Source organism: Nocardia huaxiensis (assembly GCF_013744875.1).
GTDB classification, from domain to species: Bacteria; Actinomycetota; Actinomycetes; order Mycobacteriales; family Mycobacteriaceae; genus Nocardia; species Nocardia huaxiensis.
In genome coordinates this window covers 6,293,926-6,310,486 of record NZ_CP059399.1, presented here as the reverse complement: position 1 = coordinate 6,310,486, position 16,561 = coordinate 6,293,926, and the positions used below count along the sequence as shown (strand labels likewise).

General features: G+C 67.2%; 23 protein-coding genes. 14 read left to right on the top strand and 9 right to left on the bottom strand.

Features of this window, described 5'->3' with window-relative positions; translation table 11 throughout:
* Positions 1-37 precede the first annotated feature (37 nt).
* Positions 38-265, bottom strand: coding sequence for an anti-sigma factor family protein (locus H0264_RS28675; protein WP_181585896.1), 228 nt, complete (start codon positions 263-265; stop codon positions 38-40).
* 5 nt (positions 266-270) lie between these two features.
* Positions 271-936: an RNA polymerase sigma factor gene (locus H0264_RS28670; RefSeq protein WP_181580437.1), complete on the bottom strand. Its 666-nt coding sequence runs from the start codon at positions 934-936 to the stop codon at positions 271-273.
* 132 nt (positions 937-1,068) lie between these two features.
* On the opposite strand from H0264_RS28670, the gene H0264_RS28665 reads away from it, so the two are divergent.
* Both H0264_RS28665 and H0264_RS28660 read left to right on the top strand, forming a co-directional pair.
* Positions 1,069-1,569, top strand: coding sequence for an LmeA family phospholipid-binding protein (locus H0264_RS28665; RefSeq protein ID WP_181580436.1), 501 nt, complete (start codon positions 1,069-1,071; stop codon positions 1,567-1,569).
* Between the two features lie 220 nt (positions 1,570-1,789).
* A complete protein-coding gene (locus H0264_RS28660) occupies positions 1,790-2,017 on the top strand; it encodes a three-helix bundle dimerization domain-containing protein (protein ID WP_181580435.1) in 228 nt (75 codons plus the stop codon).
* 66 nt (positions 2,018-2,083) lie between these two features.
* Here H0264_RS28660 and H0264_RS28655 read toward each other — a convergent pair whose 3' ends face one another.
* Entirely contained in the window at positions 2,084-2,326 is a 243-nt protein-coding gene (locus H0264_RS28655) for a hypothetical protein (RefSeq protein WP_181580434.1), read from the bottom strand.
* Positions 2,327-2,551: 225 nt separating this feature from the next.
* Between H0264_RS28655 and H0264_RS28650 the strand changes: the two genes are divergently transcribed.
* Complete coding sequence (locus H0264_RS28650; protein WP_181580433.1) at positions 2,552-2,743, top strand: hypothetical protein; 192 nt, start codon at positions 2,552-2,554, stop codon at positions 2,741-2,743.
* Here H0264_RS28650 and H0264_RS28645 read toward each other — a convergent pair.
* On the bottom strand, positions 2,732-3,745 hold the full coding sequence (locus H0264_RS28645; RefSeq protein WP_181580432.1) for an AraC family transcriptional regulator ligand-binding domain-containing protein: 1,014 nt from the start codon (positions 3,743-3,745) through the stop codon (positions 2,732-2,734). The two genes, H0264_RS28650 and H0264_RS28645, sit on opposite strands and share 12 nt — an antisense overlap.
* Before the next feature lie 214 nt (positions 3,746-3,959).
* On the opposite strand from H0264_RS28645, the gene H0264_RS28640 reads away from it, so the two are divergent.
* Complete coding sequence (locus H0264_RS28640; protein ID WP_220139857.1) at positions 3,960-4,751, top strand: carbonic anhydrase; 792 nt, start codon at positions 3,960-3,962, stop codon at positions 4,749-4,751.
* A 100-nt stretch (positions 4,752-4,851) separates the two neighbouring features.
* Here the strand turns inward: H0264_RS28640 and H0264_RS28635 are convergent, their stop codons facing one another.
* On the bottom strand, positions 4,852-5,118 hold the full coding sequence (locus H0264_RS28635; protein WP_181580430.1) for a hypothetical protein: 267 nt from the start codon (positions 5,116-5,118) through the stop codon (positions 4,852-4,854).
* Between the two features lie 228 nt (positions 5,119-5,346).
* On the opposite strand from H0264_RS28635, the gene H0264_RS28630 reads away from it, so the two are divergent.
* The 3 genes from H0264_RS28630 to H0264_RS28620 are packed head-to-tail and all read left to right on the top strand — an operon-like array spanning position 5,347 to position 7,789.
* Positions 5,347-6,228 (top strand): helix-turn-helix domain-containing protein, encoded by an 882-nt coding sequence (locus H0264_RS28630; protein ID WP_181580429.1) that lies wholly within the window; start codon positions 5,347-5,349, stop codon positions 6,226-6,228.
* Entirely contained in the window at positions 6,225-6,437 is a 213-nt protein-coding gene (locus H0264_RS28625; RefSeq protein ID WP_181580428.1) for a DUF397 domain-containing protein, read from the top strand. Before H0264_RS28630 ends, H0264_RS28625 begins: the two co-directional genes overlap by 4 nt.
* Positions 6,434-7,789, top strand: coding sequence for a cytochrome P450 (locus H0264_RS28620; protein WP_244975974.1), 1,356 nt, complete (start codon positions 6,434-6,436; stop codon positions 7,787-7,789). The genes H0264_RS28625 and H0264_RS28620 overlap by 4 nt, the downstream gene beginning before the upstream one ends.
* Here H0264_RS28620 and H0264_RS28615 read toward each other — a convergent pair.
* On the bottom strand, positions 7,749-8,702 hold the full coding sequence (locus H0264_RS28615; RefSeq protein WP_181580427.1) for a terpene synthase family protein: 954 nt from the start codon (positions 8,700-8,702) through the stop codon (positions 7,749-7,751). The genes H0264_RS28620 and H0264_RS28615 overlap by 41 nt on opposite strands.
* A 344-nt stretch (positions 8,703-9,046) precedes the next feature.
* Between H0264_RS28615 and H0264_RS28610 the strand changes: the two genes are divergently transcribed.
* Positions 9,047-9,487 carry a DoxX family protein gene (locus H0264_RS28610; protein ID WP_181580426.1) on the top strand — a complete coding sequence of 147 codons (441 nt, stop codon included), beginning with the start codon at positions 9,047-9,049 and terminating at the stop codon, positions 9,485-9,487.
* Positions 9,488-9,639: 152 nt separating this feature from the next.
* The gene (locus tag H0264_RS28605; RefSeq protein WP_181580425.1) at positions 9,640-10,053 is read left to right on the top strand and encodes a DUF4440 domain-containing protein; all 414 of its coding nucleotides are present in this window, start codon (positions 9,640-9,642) and stop codon (positions 10,051-10,053) included.
* Positions 10,054-10,062: 9 nt separating this feature from the next.
* On the opposite strand, the gene H0264_RS28600 is transcribed toward H0264_RS28605, so the two are convergent.
* From H0264_RS28600 to H0264_RS28590, 3 genes are read right to left on the bottom strand one after another with little or no spacing between them, the layout of a single operon-like run.
* On the bottom strand, positions 10,063-10,257 hold the full coding sequence (locus tag H0264_RS28600; RefSeq protein WP_181580424.1) for a DUF4236 domain-containing protein: 195 nt from the start codon (positions 10,255-10,257) through the stop codon (positions 10,063-10,065).
* Positions 10,258-10,314: 57 nt separating this feature from the next.
* Positions 10,315-11,709, bottom strand: a complete 1,395-nt coding sequence (locus H0264_RS28595; protein ID WP_181580423.1) for a serine hydrolase domain-containing protein — start codon at positions 11,707-11,709, stop codon at positions 10,315-10,317.
* Positions 11,710-11,741: 32 nt separating this feature from the next.
* Positions 11,742-12,263 (bottom strand): alpha/beta hydrolase, encoded by a 522-nt coding sequence (locus tag H0264_RS28590; protein ID WP_476703698.1) that lies wholly within the window; start codon positions 12,261-12,263, stop codon positions 11,742-11,744.
* Between the two features lie 326 nt (positions 12,264-12,589).
* On the opposite strand from H0264_RS28590, the gene H0264_RS28585 reads away from it, so the two are divergent.
* The 5 genes from H0264_RS28585 to H0264_RS28565 all read left to right on the top strand — a co-directional run bounded on the left by H0264_RS28585 (position 12,590) and on the right by H0264_RS28565 (position 16,559).
* Positions 12,590-13,033, top strand: a complete 444-nt coding sequence (locus H0264_RS28585) for a helix-turn-helix domain-containing protein (protein WP_181580421.1) — start codon at positions 12,590-12,592, stop codon at positions 13,031-13,033.
* A 137-nt stretch (positions 13,034-13,170) separates the two neighbouring features.
* The gene (locus H0264_RS28580; RefSeq protein ID WP_181580420.1) at positions 13,171-13,908 is read left to right on the top strand and encodes a sulfite exporter TauE/SafE family protein; all 738 of its coding nucleotides are present in this window, start codon (positions 13,171-13,173) and stop codon (positions 13,906-13,908) included.
* Positions 13,909-13,991: 83 nt separating this feature from the next.
* The gene (locus tag H0264_RS28575) at positions 13,992-14,624 is read left to right on the top strand and encodes a TetR/AcrR family transcriptional regulator (protein ID WP_181580419.1); all 633 of its coding nucleotides are present in this window, start codon (positions 13,992-13,994) and stop codon (positions 14,622-14,624) included.
* Positions 14,625-14,829: 205 nt separating this feature from the next.
* The gene (locus H0264_RS28570; protein ID WP_181580418.1) at positions 14,830-15,702 is read left to right on the top strand and encodes an SDR family NAD(P)-dependent oxidoreductase; all 873 of its coding nucleotides are present in this window, start codon (positions 14,830-14,832) and stop codon (positions 15,700-15,702) included.
* Positions 15,699-16,559, top strand: coding sequence for an SDR family NAD(P)-dependent oxidoreductase (locus H0264_RS28565; RefSeq protein ID WP_181580417.1), 861 nt, complete (start codon positions 15,699-15,701; stop codon positions 16,557-16,559). Before H0264_RS28570 ends, H0264_RS28565 begins: the two co-directional genes overlap by 4 nt.
* Positions 16,560-16,561: the final 2 nt, after the last annotated feature.

Below are 16,561 nucleotides of genomic sequence, written 5' to 3'. Positions count from 1 at the left end.
GGAAGGGTCCGCGAACGTTACGCGGGATGCGCGAGATTCATTGCGGGCGAGCGCGGAACGCGGCCAGCAGGGCATTGCGATCCGCTCGGCTCAGCTGCGGGCGCGGCCGGTGCCGCAGCGCGGCGATGGTTTCGCGGATCTGGCTCAGGTAGGTGTCGCAGCCGTCGCAGTCGGCCAGGTGGTCGAGGAAGCGTTGCAGCGCGGGGCCTTCGAGGTCGCTCTCGAGGTAGGCGGTGACGGTTTCGACGAACTCGTCGCAATTCATCTCGGTCACGGCGCGGGCTGCCCTTCCGTGTCATCTGATGGCATGTCGGTGGCGAGGTACTCCTCGATCCTGCCGCGCAGGGCCGCCCTGGCGCGATGCAGCAGCACCCGCTGGTTGGCGGGCGTGATCTCCAGTATCGAACACACCTCCGCGGCGGTGTAGCCGTGCAGATCCCGCAGCCCGACGACTATGCGCTGCCGCCTGGGCAATTCGTCGAGCGCGGCGGAGATGCGCGCGCCCAGTTCGCTGTCCAGCAGCGCCTGTTCCGGTGCGGGCCAGGGCGCGGGCATTGACCGCCAATGATGCGGGTAGGGCTCGTCCGAGCGCTGGAACCGGCTCGGGTCGACCGTCGGCCCCGAATCGTCGTCCGCGGGCAGCACGCTGCTGAACGGCAGCGACCGGTGTTCGGCGAGACCGCGACGCTTCGCGAGGTTGACCAGGATGCGGAAGACCCAGGTCTGCAACGACGACCGGCCTTCGAAGCCGTCGATGCCCTCGATCACCGCCAGCCAGGTGTCCTGCACCACCTCGGCCGCGGATTCGTTCGTCGAGACGAAATCGCGTGCCAGCCACAGCATTCCGTCCGACCAGCGGTCGAGAACGGCCGCGAACGCGGTCTCGTCGCCGGCTCGCAGTCGTGCGAGCAGCTCAGCTTCCGCGACGCCCGGCATGCAGCCGACGGTATCAAGCGGCTGCGGTCGGACGCAGCAGGATTCGACCGAGCGGGAAGGCGCGGACCCCTCATGGAATGCGCAGCACGCGAATGTGGTTCGCGCGCACCGCCGCACTAGCATCCTGTAGCCATGCGAACTTTGCTTGTGGTGCTCGTCGTGCTCGTCGGGCTCGGGGCGGCCGCGGATTTCGGGGCCGGCGCCTACGCCGACAACGCTGCCGCGGAGGCGATGCGGAATACGGCGAATCTGGGTTCGGATCCGGAGGTCGAGATCCGGGGGTTTCCGTTCCTGACGCAGGTGGCCGGGGGGAAGTACGACAATATCGAGGTGCGGGCGAAGGGGGTCGGCACCGAGGAGTTCGGCTTCGTGGATGTGGAGGCCAACCTGTACGGGGCGTCGATCCCGTTCTCCGACATCAGCAAACGTGAGCTGCACCGGGTCGAGGTCGATCGGCTGGTGACGACCGTTCGGTTCGATGCGAGCCGGCCGCTGGTGCTGCTCGACGTGGCCGGGTTGCTGCCCTTCGGAGTCGTACCGACCGGGCTGGACTTCCAGAATGGGCAGGTGGTCGTGACCGGTACCGGCAGCAATGTGACCGTCGACATCGACGCACTGAAATCGCAGCGCTGAACCACCGCCGCGCACGGCGGGGACGAATGCCGCTGTTGCAATTGCAATTTCATTCGCCGCACACGTTTGTTCTTGTCGATAACCCGGGGTGCCATCGCTCGGACGTGTTGTGCCAGAAAGGGATTCGAAGTCGAAAAGTTTGCGCGATGATATGAGACTCGAGGGCGCGGTCCGAGGTTCGGGAAACTCGGACATCGATACAGGGAGGCGAGACGAAGGCATGACGGTACCCGACGAGGAGCAGCAGATCAGCGAGCTCGTCACTCGGCTGGCCGGCAAGTTCCCCCATCTGACTGCTGGGGTTGTCGGTGCGGAAGTCCGTGGGATTCATCGCGAATTCGAGGGGCATCGGGTTCGGGAATTCATACCGCTGCTGGTGGAGCGGATTGCCGAGCGGCAGTTGAGCAAACGTGAGTTCTATCGTTCGTTGGATCATCTTTCGGCGTGATCGTGGGCGCCGCACCAGAGGAAGGGCCGGTCCGTCCGCAGACGGACCGGCCCTTCCTCTGCCGGTTCAGATGTCGGAGCTGGCCAGGCGGCCGGCTAACAGTTCTTTGCCCAGTCTGCCGCCCTTGCGGCTTTCACTCTGGGCCTTGCGGAAGAACTCGGCCAGCTGGGTGTCGCCATCGCGTTCGGCGTCCTGGATGTAGGTTTCCAAGCGCAGGGCGTTCTCCAGGGAGCTCTGGATGAACCAGAGCAGGTTGTAGTCCTTGTCCTTGGTGCCTGTGATGGTGCCGCTCTCTTCGGTTTTGGGCATGGTGGATCAACCTCCGGTCGTCTGCTGTCGTCTCCCCTTCGCCGCCTACCCGGGACTCGGCGGTCCAAACCGGTGGGACATGTCACGGCCGGGTGGCGCGTTTGCCGGAAGTTGTCGCGTTCCGCGCTGTGCGGGTACGCCGCTTGCGGCCAGACTGGAAACAGCACTTATGCGACAACCTGATTCGCGATTCATCGTGCCCTGTCGAACGTGATTGGAGATGCTGTGCCTCACACTCGCGAGACCGCTGTCGCCTACGTGATCACGGCCTTGGAGGCCAAAGGCACGGCGACGCGGGACGATTTCGATGTCACCGGCATTGTCGCCACCTCCCGCGCGATCGCCGAGAGCTGGGATCTGGCAGGCATGGAGCAGTCGCTGTTCTGGCAGATTGCTGCCAGCCACCTAAAGATCTAGATCGGTGGTCGCCAGGCGATGGGTGTGCGTCGCCACGGCCCAGCGCAGGGTCGCGCGGCGCATCGAGGTGGCATCGGCGTAGCCGAGCAGATGGGCCTGACGATTCCGGCTGAGCGGGCCGGTGGCCACCGCCGCGCTCAGGCGCGCGTGGCGGGCCCGGTCGAGTTCGCGTCGCCAGGTCGTGCCCGCATCGGCCAAGCGGCGCTGCAGGGTTCGGGGACTGGTGGCCAGGCGCTGCGCCACCCGCTCCAGTGACACGTCACCGGCCTCGAGCGCCTCGGCGATCGCGACGGCGACCCGCTGCGGCCACGCCTCCGACAGCGGCGGGGGCGGCGGCAGCGCCTCGGCCAGCGGGCGCAACACCGCGGCCAGCGCCGGATCGGCTGTGGTGAGCGGAAGTTCCATATCGCTGGGGCGAAACGTCAACGCGTCCATATCCGCCCCGAATTCCAGGCGGGCCTCGCCGAAGACCTCGCGGAAGGCGTCGAGGCGGCGGGGTGCGCGCTGGCGCAGCGTGACCACGGTCGGATTCAATGGCGCGTCGACCACACGGCGGGCCCGGGTCAGCACCGCGGTCAATCCCCACAATTGTGTGTGGTCGCGGGCCTTGCCGTCGCCGTCGACCATGTCGAGGGTCAGCATGGGCCCGCCTGTGCCGTCGACCAGATCGAAGCGGTGGTTGGTGGTGACCGCGGTGACGTACGGACCGCAGGTCGCCAGCCCCGCGCCGACGGTCGGCGCGCTGACGAACAGGTAGTCGTAGAGCCGAGTCGCCCTGAGCTCGTAGCGACTTGCGACGCGCAGGGCCACGTCCGGATCGTCCAGCCACTGTCCGCCGAGCTCCCACAGGCGCCCGAAGCTCTCACTGGGGACATGCACCCCGTCGCCGGACAGCGTCCATTCGGGCACGCCGCATTCCCGGATGAGCCGGTTCCGATCGAGCCCGGCCTGCTCGAGCTGAGTCAGGACGAAGCGATGCAACAGCGTCTGATCGGTGCCCAATACACCTCCCCACCTCGCACTACTGAACAGAGCGAAATGCTATACCGCGCATTCCGTTCCGAAATCCGCAATCGGAGGTTTCGAGATCTGCGCAACATGTCCGTTTTCGTCGCGGGCGTGCGGGGCGGTCTTCGTCACAGTGGCGCCGATGCCATCGACCTGAGGAACATGGCGTTCTAGAGTGTCGATTATCAAAGGACATGACGTTTCCTCAATGACAATGGGGCGCAGGACTTTCGGTCTCACCGTGCTCGCGGTGATGGCAGCCGCGGTCGGCACCCGTTCCGCGAATTCGCCGGTGCCGGTGTCTGATTCGCACCATTTGTGGGGATATCTGGGGGCCGAAGGGCCGGAACACTGGGGTGAACTCGATCCGGCCTACGGCGTCTGCGACACCGGACAGGCGCAGTCACCGATCGATCTGCCCGGACATCCGGAGTTCAGTGGGGATGACATAACCATCGAGTACGCGGCGCCGCTGCACTCGGTCGACGTCGTCAACAATGGGCACACGCTGCAGGCCGCCGTGGCCGCCGGCACCGGAAATCGGCTGGTCATCGGGGGAGTGCCGTTCGAGCTGGCGCAGTACCACTTTCACCTACCCAGTGAGCACACCGTCGACGGGCAGCAGACCAGTATGGAACTGCATCTGGTGCACAAGAACGCGCAGGGCGGTCTCGCGGTGCTGGGGGTGCTGTTGCAGGAGACCGCCGGTGCGTCCATATTCCGTCCGGTGCTGATCGGCGGGCCGGATCGGATCGACGGCACGCGGACGGTGCCGGGACCCATCGATCTACGCGACTACCTGCCGAAGGATCTGGGGCAATACCAATATGAAGGATCGCTGACCACGCCACCGTGCTCCGAAGGCGTCGCCTGGACGGTGCTGCGGACCCCGATGCCGGTCGGCATCGACGAGGCGGCGCGATTCCGGACACTGTTCGGCGCGGACAACCGGCCGACACAGCCGGTGAACGGCCGGACCGTGGTGCCCACCGAACACTGAGGGGCGCACGCTGCTCCGAGGCGTCGGCGATCTCGGTCGGGCGCCTGCCGGGGATGGTGGTCCACCGTGCCGGGGAACTCGTCGCGGAATTCGCGGGCCGCTAGTCCAGCGCGACCGAACCCAGCAGGGCGGTGAAAACCGCTGTGTCCCAAGTCGATCCTTCCGCTCCGTCGAGGATGACATCGAGGAGCGGGGCGCTCGCCAGGCTTGCCGAGCCGTAGCTTCCGGTGCTGCGGGCGCTGGCCATCACGGCGTAGATGACCGTCGCGAGCACCTTCGATCGAGGTACGGCGAGCACGCGGCCCTCGGCCTCCATGGCCTCGATGCGGGCGTCCACCTCATCGATGACCTCTTGCAGGACACGCATCTCTATATCGGGTAACTCACCGAGGGACGTCGACGCGTCCTCGAATGTCGCTGGAGCGTTGCGTGATTCGGGCATGGGGGAACCTTCTCGCACTGTGGCGCGGTCTTCGGCCGATTGTGGAATGCCGTGGAATGTTTTCCATTTCGCCAGATGCGTTTCCGAAAACGCTGTCAGACTTGTCATGCACGTGGTGGTTCGATCCTTTCGGCTTACCAAGGGGTAGCAGCGATGGTCGACGAAGACAGCACTCTGCCCCGGCGGCAGCTCGGACGGTTCCTTCGCCAGAGTCGTGACGAGGTCGGTCTCACATTGGTGCAGGCGGCCAAGATCGTCGAGATCGGTACGACGTCATTGCATCGGCTGGAGAAGGGCGCGGCCGACAAGGTGCGGGTTCGTATCATCAAGCACCTGTGCGAGATCTATGAACGGTCGCCCGAGGAGACGGCGGCCGCTGTTCGCCTGGCCGAGCAGGCGGCGGTGAAGACCTGGTACCAGGATTACAGCGATATCCTGCCGGACAATTTCGATGACTATGTCGGGTTGGAAGCGGTTGCGCAACAACTGGTTTCGTACCAGGAACTGGTCCCGGGCCTGCTGCAAACCCCGGACTACGCCCGCACGATGATGCGCAACTATTTCGTCGAGGAATCGCCGGAGGACGTCGAACGGCGCGTCGCTCTGCGCATGAAGCGGCAGACGATCGTCAAACGCAAGACCGCGCCGGTCGTGCTGGATGTGGTGCTGCACGAATCCGCGCTGCGGCGCGCGGTCGGCAGCCCGAAGATCATGGCGAATCAGTTGCGGCACTTGGCCGATGCGAGCACGTGGCCGAATGTCGAAGTGCGAGTGCTGCCCTTCGCCGCCGGCATCCCGATGGGCATGCTGCCCGGCCCGTTCGTCGTCCTGGATTTCGGGATCGACGGCAAGGGCAGGCCGGTGGAACCCACCGTCGTGTACATCGAGAGCGTGATCACCGCAAATCTATACTTGCAGAAGGAATCCGACGTCGAACGCTATCGTTCGGTATCGGCGGCGCTGCACCGGTCGTCGCTGAATCCGCTCGAGACCCGGGCCCTGCTGCGGCAGGTCGCAAAGGAGTATCAACTGTGAGCCCCGAGCACGCCGACATCGCATGGTTCAAGAGCTCGTACAGCCAGGGTGGTTCGGAGTGTGTCGAAATCGCGTGGCTCATCGGTGAAGCCGTCGGTGTGCGGGATTCCAAGAACCCTGCCGGACCCTCGTTGGTCTTCTCGTCCGCACAGTGGAGCTCGTTCATCTCCGGCACTGCGGCAGGCTGTTTCGACGTCGGATCGTCGTGACCGTCCCGTCGCCGATCGCCGCCGCACCGTATCGGCTGCCGCTGCTCGGACATATGGTCTCGCTGCTGCGCGATCCGCTGCGGTTTCTGAATTCCCTTCCCGCCCACGGTGATCTCGTGCGGGTCGGGCTCGGTCCGGTGCCGGCGGTGGCGGTGTGCGATCCACGGCTGACGCAGGAATTGCTGCGGCACGATCGGGTCTTCGACAAGGGCGGGCCGCTGCTCGATCGGGTCCGGGAAATGCTCGGCGACGGGCTGGTCACCTGCCCGTACTCGATGCACCGGCGGCATAGGCGGCTGGCGCAACCGGCGTTCCATCCGGCGCGAACCGCCGACTACGCGGCCATCATGACCCGCCGGATCGACGCGATCACCGGCGCCTGGCGAGACGGCCAGGTGGTCGACATGAAAGAGCAGATGCATGCGCTCGCCTCGGCGGTGACCGCCGCGACCCTGTTCAGTCATGCTGTGCCGCAGCAGGTTCTGCGCGCGCTGCTGGCCGATGTGGATCACGTGGTGCGTGCGCTGATGCTGCGCACGCTCATGCCCGCCCCGCTGCTGCGGGTGCCGACGCCGGGCAATCGCGCCTACGAGCGGGCGATCGGCAATGTGCGCTCCGCGCTGGCCGAGATCATCGCGGCGCGGCGCGCGGAGGGCGTCGATCACGGCGATCTGCTCTCGGCGCTGATCGCCGCACAGGATGAAGATGGGGGAGGGCTCAGCGACCTCGAGATCAGCGATCAGGTGATCACATTCTTCGTCGCGGGCACCGAAACCACCGGCACCGCACTGGCGTGGGCGCTGTGCCTGCTCGATCAGCATCCCGCCGTGGCGGATCGGCTGCGGGCCGAGGTCGAGCCGGTGCTGGGCGGGCGGGCTGCCAGGTATCAGGATCTGCCCGATCTGCCGTGGACGGGCCACGTGATCACCGAGGCGCTGCGCCTGCGTCCACCGGTCTGGTTCGTCACCCGCGCGGTCAGCGAGGACACCGAACTCGGGGGTCATCGACTCGCCGCCGGCACCACGGTCATGTACAGCGCCTTCACCATTCAGCATCGCGCGGACCTGTATCCCGAACCCGAGCGCTTCGATCCCGGCCGGTGGGCGGACACCGCGAAATCGCCTGCGCGCGCCGACTTCCTGGCCTTCGCCGGCGGAGCCCGCAAATGCATCGGCGAAACCTTCGCCAGGACCGAGATGACGCTGACACTGGCCACCATCATCGGCCGCTGGCGGCTGCGGACCGTGCCCGGCAACGACAGCCGCCCCACGCGCTCCTCGACCCTCCAGCCGCGACAGCTGCGCATGCGAGTCAGTCGAGCGGCAGCCGAGAATAGCGGCCGGACTGCATGATCCAGTCGATGTGACCGCTGACCCAGTCGCACACGCCGCGGCTGAAGTCGGCGGCCGGGCTGTCCGCGGGCTCGGCGAAGTGCGCGGACAACTCCAGCAGCGTCCGCATCCGGGCATTCCGGAACCGCTGCACGCGGGCGACGGCCGCGGCGGTATCGCCCGCGCCGTGCTGGGCCGCCGCCGTCACCCCATTGATCGGGAACTCCTCATCGGGCCCGCTCTCCCGGGCATAAGACAGCAGATCATTGTCGAGATCGGCGAGATCCGCTGCGGCCTTGACCAATTCGCTCATCTGCGGCCCGCACAGCACCTCGGCCGGAACCTCGCACCCGAGGCTCACATCGGTCAACATGAGACAGGCGACATTGGCCCCGCCGAGCCTGCGCAAATGCACATAGGACTCCAGCGGCGGCAGCGACCCCGCCCGCCGCCGCCCCGCCTCCCACAATTTCGTGAGCAGATACTTCTCGGTGTCATCGGCCCACCGCCGCCGCTGCACCGGCGACGCCATCCCAGCCACCCGGCCATACAGATCCCGCAGCGCCCGCGCCACCGGCAGCTCACCCGCCCCCGCCGCCCCCGGCTCCTCCAACACCTGCACGATCTCCCCGATCACCCCACTGAACTCCACCGGATCACCCCCGATCCGATTCCCATCGCAGTACAAATCATCGAAAGCAAACAGCCAAGAAATGAAATCACTGGCCAGCTGCGTCCCCTCCCGCGTCCCCCGCGGATACGTATAAGACCCCAACGCCCCCGGCGCTCCCGCCCAGAACCCCGCCCGCCGATCCCCCGGCACCACCCCGTGCCCATCCAGCCACCCCGCACTCTCCGCCTCGATGACCTCCCGCATCGGATGCACCGAACTCCCCAGCGGACACCATAATTCCTGATCGTCGGCAACCGTCATGGCGAACTCTCCACATGCTGGACATTTGGTTCGAACCCGGACCACCCATGATCCACGATCCGACGGCCACCCGGAATCTCTTGCGCCGCAGGGTTTCCTGATCGAGATGGCGGAGTCAGCGGGGGGCCGGGCCGGGTTCGGCCTCGACCCTGCCGACGTCCACCGCCCCGTACTTGCGGCCGATCAGTGCCTGTGCCGGTCGAGCGACTGGAAACCCAGGCCCGGTACGGAATCTCTCGACTTCGGAAGAATTTTTCGTGGACAGCGATGAGTCTTGCTTCGGTGTCCCGTCCTATCTGCTGAACGCGCTACCAACCCGGCGCGACCGACCAGAAGGACCTGAGATGACCACCATCAACCCCACCGCCGCCGCCCTCTCCACCGACGTCACCGACCGCCCCGGCAAGACGCGCAACCGTGTCCTGTGGACCTTGCAGATCGTGCTCGGCCTGTTCTTCATCATCGCCTCGGGCGGCCCCAAGCTCGTCATCCCGCACATCCTGATGAAGAACCCGCCCGAAAACCTGTCGATCCCCATGGCCCTGCTCATCTTCATCGGCGTCGCGGAGGTCGCAGGCGGTATCGGCCTGATGGTGCCCCGCCTCACCGCGCTCGCCGCCGCCGGCCTGTCCGTCCTCACCCTCCTCGCCGCCGGCACCCAGGCCTTCATCGCCGACAAGCCCGGCATGGCGATCTTCCCCCTGGCCCTCACCGCGATCTTCGCCTGGATCGCCTACGAGCGCCGCGCCGCCATCACCGACCTGCGCGCCTCGCTCTTACGCTGACAAATCCACAATCACGACCGGCGATCGGTGGCCCACCCACCGATCGCCGGTCGTCGCGTCGTGAATCGATCGCTCGTCGGGTTGGCGGCGATCGATTCGACTGTTCGGTCCGCTGATCATCTGTCCGGCGTTCGGGGTCGTAGGATTTCGGGGTGGCGTGGGACGAGGTGGTCGGCGGGATGGATGTTGTTGGCGCGGTGCGGGATCTGCATGAGGATCTGGCGGCGTGGTTGGGGAGTGCGGCGGGGGAGGAGGTGTGGGAACGGTTTGCTGGGGCGCAGCATTCGGAGTTCACGATGGTGGGGGTTGAGGGGACGGTGGTTTCGCGGGAGGCGTTGTTGCTTGCGCTGCGCGAGGCTCGGAATGCGGTGCCGGGGTTGCGGATCGAAGTCGACGAGGTCGATGTGTTGAATCGGGTGGGTGGGACCGTGGTGGTTCGGTTTCGTGAAGTGCACCGGAGTGCGGCCGGTGTGCACGGGCGGCGGGTGACGGCTGTGCTGGTCGGTGAGGGTGGCGGATATCTGTGGCACTCGGTGCATGAGACCGCGATCGAAATGGGTGGGTGAGGCGGGAATTCAACGTTTGCGGTGGCGGGTGCGGCGCCAGCCGAAGGGGCCGGGGAGGTTCATGGAGGTGGTTTCGCGGCCGGTGGTGCTGGTGGTGTGACGGGGGCCGTTGCGGCCGCCGGTGGTGATGGACAGGGAGCCGCGGTTGATATTGAGGCGGACGCCGGGGAAGATCTTGAAGCTTTTGCGGAAGGTGAAAGGCATGGGAGCCTCCTTTCTCGGAGGCGAATACCCGCGGCGGGGCCGGTGAATCCATCGGTTTCAGCGTGGCGTGTTGCCCAGGGCGAGCAGGGCGTTCGCGGCTTGGGCGCCGATATCGAGGATGAGGCGGAACACGTCTACGGGGACGGGTTTTCCGTTGCACCACAGGATATTGCAGGCGGTGGAGGCGTAGGGGCCGACGCCCAACAGGATGGTGGCGGTGTTGACGGGGTCGACGAGTTTGGCGAGATCGTCGAGGCTGCGAACCGGTGCGGGTGAGCTGGGCAGGGTGTAGGGGTCCACGTAGGGTTCGGCGGGGAGGTCGGTCACGGCGGCGGTGATGCGGTGGTAGAGCTCCTTGTTGTCGGGATTCCCGGCGCCGCTGAGGATGGCGGCGGGGTTGGTCGGATCGATGCGCAGGGGGATGCCCATGCGAATGATGACCATGTCCCGGCTGGGCACGACAGTCATGAACTGGCCCAGTGCCCCTTGGAAGGCGTACATATCGCGCGGCGATCCCGGGAATTGCGGGTGCGGATGGGTGATCGCGGTGGGGAATTCGGTGCCCAGGTAGGTGTCGCCGGAGTTGAGCCAGGTCAGAAAGCCGTAGCCGGGGTTGGCGGTGGTGCCGGTCGTGGCCTGGCGGATGTAGTCGGGGTCCAGCAACCAGGAGTCGCCCCACTGCCCCTGCTGGAGCATGAGGCGGCCGAGCTTGGCCAGATCGTCCGGGCGCATGGCCAGGCCGCCATTGACGGCGGTATTGCCGCTGCGGTCACGCAGCCAGATCCAGTTGTCGCGGTCGATTCCCAAGGGGGCGAACAACTCTCGTTGCGCGAAGTCCTGGAAGTCGCTGCCGGTCGACAGTTCGATGATCTTCGACAGGACCGCGATGACGTTCTGCGCGTACTGGTAGGTGGTGCCCGGGGCGTAGTCGGCGGGTTCGGCCAGGGTCTGCAGCACCGAATCGGTGTAGAGGCCGGCGATATCGGCGGGCCAGCTGAAATGCAATCCTGTTGTCTGCGTGAGGACTTGGCGCACGGTCAGTTCGGCATGGGCGGCATCGGCCTGCGGGAAGAACTTCCCGAGCGGATCGTCGAGCCCGAAGTATCCGAGGGTGATGGCGCGGCCGACCACCGTGGCCGCGACGCCCTTGGTGGCGCTCGCCAGCGGCATCGGGAGGTTGCCGGTCGGGGTGCGGTCGCCGACGAGGCAGCCGTGCCGGTAGACCTGCAGCGCGACACCGCCCGTGCGCGCACCGAAATCGAGCGCATCGTTCAAGGCTGCCGAATCCAGCTGCACGTCTTCGGGATTCGCGCGCGGCAGCGGCTGCCCAGGCACGGGCTCGGCGCAGCTGACGCCGGCGGTTTCGGCCGATGCCGCGGGAACGACCAGCGGCGCGGCGGTGAGAAGGGTGGCGAGCGCGGCGAGCCACGCGGCGCGGCGGGTCTGCATCATGAATATCTTTCTGCCCGAAGGCATGACGGGATTCACCGGAGATTGTCTGCGAGCGTGTTCCGGTGCACGCTGAAGAAGGCTTTGTCCTGCGGCAGTTGCCATTCCGGGCCGACGAAGTACGCGCTGGCGGTCTCGTCGCCGAACGCGAGGTACTTCAGCCATGCCAGGGCCGCGCCGGACGCCCGGTAGGCGTCGCTGCCGTCCAGTGGTGAGAAATGGGTGACGCCACGGGCGTTCGCGATCCACGCCGGTGCGTTGAACTGAAGGTTGTACTGCCACCAGCGCACCCAGGCGAAGTCGGGGACGACGTAGTCGCTGTAGCCGGTCAGATAGAAGGTGGGCACGTTGATGAGCGCGCCCACCGCGAGCGGGCCCGGCGCGATGGCCAGCACCCCGGCGATCCGCAGCTGCGGATCGATCGCCGCCGCGATCGGCGGGAGGATCGTGCCCGCCTGCAGGGACGCCTGGCCGCCGCCGGAGTGCCCGGCGAAGACGGTGCGGGACAGGTCGACTCGGCCGAACAGCGGGGAGTTCGGATCCCGGTTCTGCGCGATGGCCGCGGCCAGGCCCAGGGTGCCCGGATTGCCTCGTCATCGAGGTCCCCCTGTCTCGCAAATGTGAAACCGCCCAGTCTCACGATTGCCCGACTATGACACAGGTGTGGCGTGGGTCGCAATGAATTCGACCAGGTGGTCCGAAACGGTCTATCCACCAGGGAAACGCCGCGCGTGGCACGCCGACACACCGTAGTGGGCGGGAAAACCCGCGAACCTGTGGCAACCTTTCCGGAGCTTCAGCGAAGGCTGGGAATGCGGATCGAGGAGCGTGTATGGCAAAAATGGGTAGGCGGAAGCGGTCCCGGCTCATCACACAGGGACTGATGACCTCCGGGAAGACGCGGCCGGAGAAGGCGGCGTCCAAGGCTGCGGCGGCGAGCGAAAAGCCGGTTGCCGCAGCGGAATCGGCTGTGCCGGAGCAGGCGGCGAAGTCGGCCGTCGCGGAGCAGCCGGCCGCGGAGCCGGCTGCGGACAAGCCCGCGGCGGCGAAGAAGGCGGCGGTCGTGCGTGCGGCCGGAGCGCCGGATATCAAGGCCCTGTCGGAGCAGGTCAAGGCGCGGCGCAAGGAGAAGGGCTGGACGCAGGCCGATGTGGCGCGCAATGGCGAGCTGTCGGCCGGGGCGATCAGCCAGATCGAGCGGTGCCTGATGGAGCAGCCGGCGGCCGATGTGCTGGCCAAGCTCGACGCGGTGATGGAGTGGCCGGCGGGTACCGCCGACGGGATTCTTCGCGGCGAGTCGGCCGAGCTGGTGGGCGCGGCCACGTAGGAGTGGTGACGAAGCCCCGGTCGGAAGCCTGATCGGGGCCTTGTCGGGCGCGCGTCCGCTCGGGCGAGTGCGCCGGGGGTCGGGGGAGCGGTGCCCGAGATGTCGGGGTTGCTCGGGAGTCGCCTAGCGTTGCGCGGGTGTCTGTGTGGGAGTTCGTGGGCCTGGCGGTGGTCGGGTATGTGACCGGGGTGGTCGGGTTCGTCACCGGGATGGCCTCGATCGTGTCGTTTCCGGCCCTGCTCGCCTTCGGATTGTCACCGGTGGCGGCCAATGCGACGAATACCGTGTCGCTCATTGCCATCGGCGTCGGGGCCACGGCGCGGGCGGGTGAGGAGATCAAGGGGCGAGGCCGGGAGCTGTACGAATGGATCGCGCTCTCGGCGGTCGGCGGCGCAGTGGGTGCGGCACTGCTGCTGATCGGGTCGGATGCGGTGTTCGCCGCGGTGGTTCCGTTTCTGGTGGCGCTGGGCGGGGTGGCATTGCTGTTGCAACCCCGGATTCTGGCGCTGCACGATCACCGGCACGCCGGGATCTTCACTGTCGTAGGGCTTTTCGCGGTGTCCATCTATGTCGGGTATTTCGGTGCGGGCGGTGGGGTGCTGTTCGTGGCATTGCTCCTGCTCACGCGGGCGGAGAGCATACACAGCGCGACGGTGCTCAAGAGCTTCTTCCTCGGGATCGCGAATCTGGTCGCCGCCATCGGCTTCGCCTTCTTCGCGCCCGTGCACTGGGGCGTCGCGGCGGCCCTGGCCCTGGGCGCCCTGGCCGGCGGCTGGTCCGGCCCGCCGGTGGCGAAGCTGATTCCCGCCGATGTCATGCGGATCGGAGTCGGGGTCGGGGCGCTCGGATTGGCGGCGTGGTTGTTCTTCCGATGACCGGGTCCGGATTGCATCGCAATGCGGCGTGCGGTGGTCACTAGAATCGGAAACGGACCGATCAGGCGGCGAAGGAGAGTGGAATGCGGGACGGCCGCAAGCCGGTGAGCCGGGCGGAGTCTCAGCAGCGCACGCGCGAGGAGGTGCTCGACGCCGCCGAGGAACTGTTTCTCGAGCACGGGCTGCACGGCACGACGGTGGCCAAGATCGCCGCGGCCGCCGGGCGCACCCAGGGCGCGATCTACTCCAACTTCGCCAGCAAGGAGAACCTCTGCGCCGAGGTGCTGCTGCGCTGCGCCATGCGGATCTTCGCGGGCCTGGTCGCCACCATGGCCGAATCCTCCGGGCGGCTCGACGAGAAACTGGACCTGATCGCCGAAGGCTGGAAACAGCTGGCCGCGGACCAGAGTCTGGTGGCCCTGGCCGCAGAGTACGCGCTGGCCATTCGCAAGGATCCCGATCAGCTGGCGATCTCGCACGGGCATATCGACATGGGGCGCAGCATGATCGGGATCGCCCTCGCCGGTGCGCTGCCGTTCCAGGTGCCCGACGAGCGGCGCGACGAGGCCGTGCACGCGATCATCGCGACGGGACTCGGTCTGGCACTGGGGCATACGCTCGGGGTGGTCGACGAGGAGCAGTCCGCGGCCATGCTGATGCGCACCGTCCGCATGTGGGTGGCCGACCTCGAACTGGACACCGACTCGGGCGACTGACCCCGCCGCCGAACCTCGCAATCACCGTCGCCACCGCCCGCCCTGATCTCGCACGATCGGTGGCGGGCCTCTTCTTGGCCGATTTTCCGATTGCGACAGTATCTGAAACCCCATACCATCTGGGTCAGTTGTGCTGATTGCGACAAAGGAGTCGAGCAATGACTGAGACAACTACCGTGATTCGGCCCGGAGGGGGTTCCCGGGCATGACCCTGACAGTGGTGACCGGAGCGGGCAGCGGCATCGGGCGCGCCACCGCCCGGCGATTCGCGCGCAGCGGCTCGACGGTGATCGTGGCCGACATCAACGACAAGACCGGATCCGAGACGGTCGACCTCATCGAGAACAGCGGCGGCCGTGCGGTATTCCGCCGCCTCGACGTGGCCGACGCCGACGACTGGGAAGCCTTCGCCGACTGGGTCTGCGACGCATACGGCGTCCCCGACGTGGTGGTGAACAATGCCGGCATCCTCATCGCGGGCGGCTTCCTGGACCAGTCGAACGCCGACTGGCAGCGCATGATCGCGATCAATATGCTCAGCCCGCTGCTGGGCTCGCGAATCTTCGTGCAGCGCATGGTCGATGCGGGCACCCGCGGCCACATCGCGAACGTGTGCTCGGTCGGCGCGTTCATGCCGACCCCGCTCGCGCCCTCGTATGTGGTCGCCAAGCAGGGGGCCTGGTTCGGAACACAGGCGCTGCGCGCGGAATTCGGCGGCAAGGGCATCGGCGTCACCGCCATCTGCCCCGGACTGATCAGCACCGACCTGGCCGCCAACGGCACCCGCGGCGGCGCGGACGACCGCGCCGACGCCGAATGGGGCGCGAAACTGGCTCGGGGACAGGCTTTTCTGGGCCGGTCGCCGGACCGGGTGGCGGCCGCCATCGAACGCTCGGTGCGCTGGAACCCCTCGACCCTGCCGGTCGGCCTCGAAGCCTGGGCCGGCTGGTATCTCTACCGGCTCTCACCCGGACTGGCCCGCGGCCTGATGGGCCTGGTGGGCATGCCGCTCGCCGATGCCGTCGTCGATCGCGGCACCCGTGTGCTGGCCGCCCTCGGACTGGGAGGTCCGCGATGAGAACTGTGCTCGTCACCGGCGCGGCAGCCGGAATCGGCAGGGAGACAGCGCGACTGTTCGCCCGCAAGGGTGACCGGGTGGTGCTCGCCGATATCGACCTCGCGGGCGCCGAAGCCGCCGCGGCCGAGATCACCGCGGACGGCGGGACCGCGTATGCCCACCCGCTCGACGTGGCCGACGAGAAGCAGTGGGACGAGCTCGGCCGCTGGGTGCGCGCCGAGGTCGGGCCCGTGCACGTCCTGGTCAACAATGCCGGGGTCATGGACACCGGCGGCTTCGTGGAAACCACTGCGGCGCAATGGCAGAAGCTCGTCGACATCGATCTGATGAGCGTGATCTACGGGTCCCGGCTGTTCGCCCGGCAGATGATCGACAACGGCATTCGCGGCCACATCGTGAACGTGTCCTCCGGCGCGGCCTATCTGCCGCTGAAGCTGATCCCCGCCTACGGCGTCGTCAAGTCGGCGGTGCTCATGGCCTCCCAGGCGCTGCGAGTGGAGTTGCGGCAGTACGGGATCGGCGTCACCGCCATCTGCCCCGGCGCCATCCGCACCGACCTGCTGGAGCACGGTGAACGCGCCGGACTCACCGGCGCCCGCCAGGAAGCCTGGCGCGCCGACGTCGCCATGGCGCAGTCGCTGGCCTACGCCGGGCCCGACAAGGTGGCCCGCGCGATCGAACGCTCGGTGCGCCGCAATTGGGCCGTGGTGCCGGTGAATCCGGAGTCGTGGTTCGCCTACGGCGCGTTCCGCCTGTCGCCCAGTGCGTTCCGCACCGTGGTGAACATCGCCTCCTTCGAGCGCGCCGACTATCTGCTCGAGCGAGTGCGCCCGCTGCTCGCCCGCCTCGCGAAATGAGT